Source organism: Xanthomonas sp. LMG 12459 (assembly GCF_009192905.1).
Lineage (GTDB): Bacteria > Pseudomonadota > Gammaproteobacteria > Xanthomonadales > Xanthomonadaceae > Xanthomonas_A > Xanthomonas_A sontii.
Map to the genome: position 1 here is coordinate 1 of NZ_NSGT01000100.1, position 5692 is coordinate 5692.

The following is a 5692-nucleotide window of genomic DNA, read 5'->3' on the forward strand; positions in this document are numbered from 1 at the left end:
CGGGGTTTTTAGAGGTGCCCTTCAGTCCCGACGACATACGCCCGGGGCCTGGTTGCACTGCGCCTTTCGGCCGGCGCCCGGCGCACGCGGCCGCCGCACAGCCGCTAGAACCCGTAACGCAAAAAGCCCCCATCCACCGCGATGCATTCGCCGGTGATGTAGCTGGCCGCCGGCAGGCACAGGAAGCCGACCGCCGCCGCCACTTCCTCCGGTTCGCCGATACGGCGCATCGGCGTGCGCTCGATCACCTGCTCGTAGTAGTCCGGGTCCGACAACGGCCCGGAGGTGCGGCGGGTGCGGATGTACCAGGGCGCCACCGCATTGACCCGGATGCCGTCCTCGGCCCATTCGGCGGCGAGGTTGCGGGTGAGCTGGTGCAGCGCCGCCTTGGTCATGCCGTAGGGCGCACCGCTGCGCACGTGGGTCAGTCCCGACACGCTGCCGACGTTGACGATCGCCGAGGCCGCGTGCTGCGCCAGCAGCGGATGCGCGTAGCGCGACAGTTCGAACGCGGAGAACAGGTTGGTCTCGAAGATGCCGCGCCACTCGTCCTCGGTGTAGTCCACCGCGGCCTTGCTGAGGTTGCCGCCGGCGTTGTTGATCAACAGGTGCAGGCCGTCGGCATGGTCCTCGACCCAGTCCAGGATCTCGCGGCGGTCCTCGTCGTCGGCGACGTCGGCGGCCAGCGCCAGGATCTCGCGCTCGGGAAAGGCATCGCGCAGTTCGTCGCGCGCCGCTTCCAGCGCATCGAGGTCGCGCGCCACCAGCAGCAGGTCGGCGCCGAACCCGAGCAGTTCGCGCGCGATCGCCAGGCCGATGCCGGCGCTGGCGCCGGTGATGAGCGCGGTCTGTCCGTCCAGCCGCCAACGGTGCTGCATGCGCGTGCCTGTCTGCTCACATGAGAGGCGTAGGATGATACCTCCACCCTCGAGGAGGTCGCCGCCATGTCCGCACCACTGCGCAGGATGACGTTGGCATTGCCGCTGCTCGCCCTGCTGGCCGCCTGCAAGCCGGCACCGCCGCAACCGCCCGATGCGCCGCCACCGCCGAAGGCCAGCGCGTTGCGCAGCGCCATCGCCCAGCCGCTGGACCGCGCCAGGCAGACCCAGGCCACGCTCGACCACGCCGCGGCCACGCAGAACGCCGCGCTCGACGCCGCCACCGCACAATGAACAACGCCGGCCACGGGGGCCGGCGTTGCAGGAAGCAGGCGACGCGCTCGCAAGAGCGCGCCGCTGCCGGCGCAGGGCCGGCTTACAGACCGCAGAAGCAGTAGGCCAGCGCCTTCACCGGTGCGCCCGGACGGGTGTCGGCCGCGTCCTTGACGAAGCGCAGCTGGGTGTCCAGTTCCGGCATGCTGCGCGCCAGCAGGGCATGGCCCAGCGCCGAGTCGCTCAGCATCCACACGCCCAGGCGGCTGCCGGCGAACCCGCTGACAAACTGCGCGAACGGCGTAGCCGGCTTCTCCACGTAGCGCACCCGGTACTTGTCCGGGCCGCCCAGCTTGGCGCGCGCGGCGGCATCGGCCACCGCGTCCTTGAAGCCGCCGAACGCGTCCACCAGCCCGCGCTCCTTGGCCTGCGCACCGCTCCACACGCGGCCGCGCGCGACCTGGTCGATGGCCTCGACCGACTTGCCGCGCGCCTGCGCGACCTTGCCGGTGAAGTCGGCATAGCCCTTGTTGATCACCGACTGGATCAGTTGGCCCACCGCCGGATCCATCGGCCGGGTCATGTCGAACGCACCGGCGAAACGGGTGGTGCCCACGCCGTCGGTATGCACGCCGATCTTGTCCAGGGTGCGGGTGATGTTGGGGATCATGCCGAAGATGCCGATCGAGCCGGTGATCGTCGACGGATCGGCGTAGATGCGATCGGCGTTCATGCTGATCCAGTAGCCGCCGGACGCGGCCAGGTCGCCCATCGACACCACCACCGGCTTGCCGGCGGCCTTCAGCGCCACCACTTCGCGGCGGATCTGCTCGGAGGCGAACACTTCGCCGCCCGGCGAATCCACGCGCAGCACCACCGCCTTGACCGCGTCGTCGTCGCGCGCCTGGCGCAGCAGCGCCGCGGTCGACTCGCCGCCGATGCGGCCGGCCGGCTGTTCGCCGCCGCTGATCTCGCCCGCGGCGACCACCACCGCCACCTGCGGACGCGAGTCCACCGGCGAACGGCGCAGGTCCAGCTGCTGCAGGTAGCCGTCCAGGTCGACGTTGCGGTAGCCGGTGTCGGCATCGTCGTCGGCCACGCCACGCTTGGCCAGCAGCTGCTCGACGTCCTCGCGGGTCTTCAGGCCGTCCACCAGCTTCTGCTGCAGGGCGAACTTGGCCAGGTCGCCACCGGCGGCGGCCACGCCCTCGGGCATGGTGTCGATGCCGGCATTGATCTGCTCAGGCGCCAGCTTGCGCGCCTTAGCGATGTCGGCCACGTAGCGCTGCCACACATCGTTCATCCAGAACAGGTCGGCTTCCTTGGACGCCGCCGAGGCCGCGTCGAGCACGTACGGCTCGGCGGCGGACTTGTATTCGCCGACCTTGAACAGGTGCACGTCCACGCCGAGCTTGTCCTGCAGGCCCTCGCGGAAGTACTGGCGGTAGCGGCCGAGGCCTTCCAGGGTCATCGAGCCCATCGGGTCCAGGTAGACCTCGTTGGCCTGCGCGGCCAGCAGGTACTGCCACTGATTCAGATTGTCGCTGTAGGCGACGATCTGCTTGCCGGAGCTGCGCAGGTCCTGCAGCGCCTTCTCCACCTCGCGCATCGAGGCGAAGCCGCTGGGCTGCAGCTTGTCCAGGCGCAGCGCCACGCGCTCGATCTTGGGATCGGTCTTGGCCGCCTCGATGGCGCGCACCAGGTCGCGCAACTGGATCTCCTGCGCGCCCTTGTCGTTCATCGCCTTGGCCAGCGCGCGGCTGACCGGGTCGGCGCTGAACTGCTCGACCAGCTTGCCTTCCGGCGCGATCAGCAGCGTGGTGCGGTCGCGCAGCGCCTTGCCGCCGTCGCCGCGCGCCATGGCGAACACCATCGCCAGCAGGATCAGCAACAGGAAACCGAAGAACACCAGGTTGAAGATCAACCGGCGGGTGAAGTTCATCACATCCCACAGGCCGACGAAGAAGTTGGCGACGGGGCTGCGACGCACGGGTTGGTTCATGGAAAGCTCCGAAAGGAAGGCGTCTTGCGCCTGCGCAGCATACCGGCTGCGTCAGGCGCCGCACATGCGTCTGAAGTCAGGGGGCCGCCGGCGCGGCCAGCAGCCGCGCGCTGCTCCAGCGGAAGCGCGCGCCCATCATCACCGCCGCCGCGGTCAGCCCCAGGATCAGGCCGATCCACATGCCCTGCGGTCCCCAGCCCAGCCACAGGCCGAGGCCGGCGCCCAGCGGCATGCCCAGGCCCCAGTAGGAGCACAGGGCCAGCAACATCGGCACGCGGGTGTCCTTGAGGCCGCGCAGCGCGCCGGCCGACAGCACCTGCACGCCGTCGGGGAACTGGAAGGTGGCCGCGTACAGCAGCAGCGTGGAGGCCAGCGCCGCCACCGCCAGGTCGCTGGTGTAGACGCCGACGATGGCGTCGTGGCCGACCAGCAGCACCAGCGCCGACAGCGCCTGGGTGCCGAGCACGATCGCATAGCCGGCCCAGGCCGCGCCGCGCACGCCTACCGCATCGCCCGCGCCGGCGGCGCGGCCGACCCGCACCGTGGTCGCCTCGGCCACGCCCATCGGCACCATGAAGCACAGCTGCGCCACGTTGATCGCGATCTGGTGCGCCGCCGCCGGCACCTCGCCGAGCCGCGCGATCAGCAGCGCGGTGACGATGAACAGGCCGCCTTCCATCAGGATGGTCACGCCGATCGGCAGCCCGGTCTTGAGCAGCCCGACGATCGCGCGCAGGTCCGGCGCCTCGAACCGCGCGAACAGGCGCAACGGCGCAAAGCGCCTGGACCGCGCCAGGTAGATGGCGAAGCACAGCGCCTGCGCCCACATCATGATCGCCGAGGCCATGCCCAGGCCACCGGCGCCGTGCTCGCGCAGGCCCCACAGGCCGAAGGTCAGCGCATAGCCGAGCGGCGCCAGCAGCAGCAGGCCGCCGAAGCCGAGCAGCATGGTCGGCAAGGTCCAGTGCATGCCTTCGCTGAGGTAGCGCATGCAGAAGTACAGCACCAGCGCCGGCACGCCCCAACGGATCGCAAGCAGGAAGTCGCGCGCGCCGGGCACGATCTCCGGGGCGATGCCCAGTTGCGGCAGCGCCATGGGCATCACGCTCAGGAACGCGAACATCAGCAGGCCCAGGCCCAGCGACAGCCACAGCGCCTGGCGGAACAGCGGCCCGATCTGCGCATGGCGCTTGGCGCCGTCGAGCTGCGACACCGAGGCGGTCAGGGCGATCAGGGTGCCGATCGGGATCATCATCGGCAGCCACAGCAGCGCGGTCCCGACCGTCACCGAGGCCAGCGTGCGGGTACCGTGGTGGCCGGCGATCACGTTGTCGACGAAGCTGATCAGGCCGGTGGAGACGTGCCCCAGGACCAGCGGCAGGGCGAGCTGCGCGGTGGTGCGCAGTTCGCGGCCCCGGACCGAGGCCGGGGTGGAAGACGAAAACATTGCAAGACTCTGGCGATCCCGCCGACTGCGGCCGCGCAGACAGCGCCGGCACCGGGTGGCGGAGGCCGGGCATTCTACCCGCTGCGGCGGATCACTGCAGGAGAAGCCGGGACCCGGGGCCCGGGACCAGGTGCACGCAACGCCAGGCGCCGCGCGCAGTTCAGCGCGCGGCGCGCTGCTTCAGCCAGGCACCACGGCTGTCGGCGCCCTGCGCCAGCAGGTCGCGGCGCAAGGCGGCACGGTCCTGCGGCGGGGTCCGTTGCGACAACAGCGCCAGATGCTCGCGCTGGTCCGCCGGCAGGCCGCGCAACAGGCCCAGCAGTGCCTGCCGCTGCGCCTCCGGGACGTAGCCCAGCAGCGGCTGCAGCGCCCAGAACTCGGCGCCCAGTTCCGGGCCGAGCAACCAGCCGTGGCGCTCCAGGGCGTCCATCTCGGCGAACTGCGCATGCAGGCTGTGCTGCTGCTCGATCGGCAGGCCGGCGAAGGCCGTGGCGACCTGCCGCAGCCGCGCCTGCGCCGCCGCCGGCAGCGCGTCCCAGGCGGCCTGGCGCGCGCGCAGTTGCGCGGGGGTCAGCGCCGGTGGCGTGGTCGCCGCGGGCGCGACGGCCGGGGCAACGGTGGCCGCCGGCGGGGCTTCGGCGGCCTCGGCCAGGTCGGCGGCGCTGGGCGCGCTGCGCTCGATCCGCGGCGGCGGCGCGCCGGCCGCGTACCACGCATAGAAATCCAGGTCGTAGATCGCCGGCTCCGGCAGCGGCGCCGGCGGGTCGGCCGGCAGCGGCGGCGCGCTGGCGGTGTCCGATTCCGGCGGCAGCACTTCCACCTGCACCGGGCCGGTATCGCCCAGCGCCAGGCTCGCGTCGCTGCCACCGGCCGCGGTCGCGGCGCGGGACCGATGCCAGGGCAGGCGGTCCCAGAACACCGTCCCGACCAGGGCCAGGACCACCACCGCGATCACTGCCCCGGCCAGGCGCGTGCGCAGGGCCGAGCGAGCGCCGCGGCGGCGTGGACGCGCCGCGGCCGCGGCGGCGGCAGGGGCCTGCGCCTTGGCCGGCGCAGGCGAGGCCGTGCTGCCGGCGATCGCCGCATCGCGCA

Annotated in this window: 5 protein-coding genes; 1 reads left to right on the forward strand and 4 read right to left on the reverse strand. The window is 71.9% G+C overall.

The genetic code is table 11. The annotated features are described in order from the left end of the window. Nucleotides 1-104: 104 nt before the first annotated feature. Entirely contained in the window at nt 105-878 is a 774-nt protein-coding gene (locus CEK65_RS19010) for an SDR family oxidoreductase (RefSeq protein ID WP_043094544.1), read from the reverse strand. A gap of 87 nt (nt 879-965) precedes the next feature. Between CEK65_RS19010 and CEK65_RS19015 the strand changes: the two genes are divergently transcribed. Then, nucleotides 966-1172 carry a hypothetical protein gene (locus tag CEK65_RS19015; RefSeq protein WP_043094543.1) on the forward strand — a complete coding sequence of 69 codons (207 nt, stop codon included), beginning with the start codon at nt 966-968 and terminating at the stop codon, nt 1170-1172. A gap of 82 nt (nt 1173-1254) precedes the next feature. Here the strand turns inward: CEK65_RS19015 and sppA are convergent, their stop codons facing one another. From sppA to CEK65_RS21245, 3 genes are all read right to left on the reverse strand, one after another. Continuing rightward, nucleotides 1255-3153: a signal peptide peptidase SppA gene (gene sppA / locus CEK65_RS19020; RefSeq protein WP_019800812.1), complete on the reverse strand. Its 1899-nt coding sequence runs from the start codon at nt 3151-3153 to the stop codon at nt 1255-1257. 76 nt (nt 3154-3229) lie between these two features. After that, nucleotides 3230-4600, reverse strand: a complete 1371-nt coding sequence (locus CEK65_RS19025) for an MATE family efflux transporter (protein WP_017911990.1) — start codon at nt 4598-4600, stop codon at nt 3230-3232. A gap of 160 nt (nt 4601-4760) precedes the next feature. Beyond that, on the reverse strand, nt 4761-5692 hold a 932-nt coding region (locus tag CEK65_RS21245), incomplete at its 5' end, for a hypothetical protein (RefSeq protein WP_226980643.1).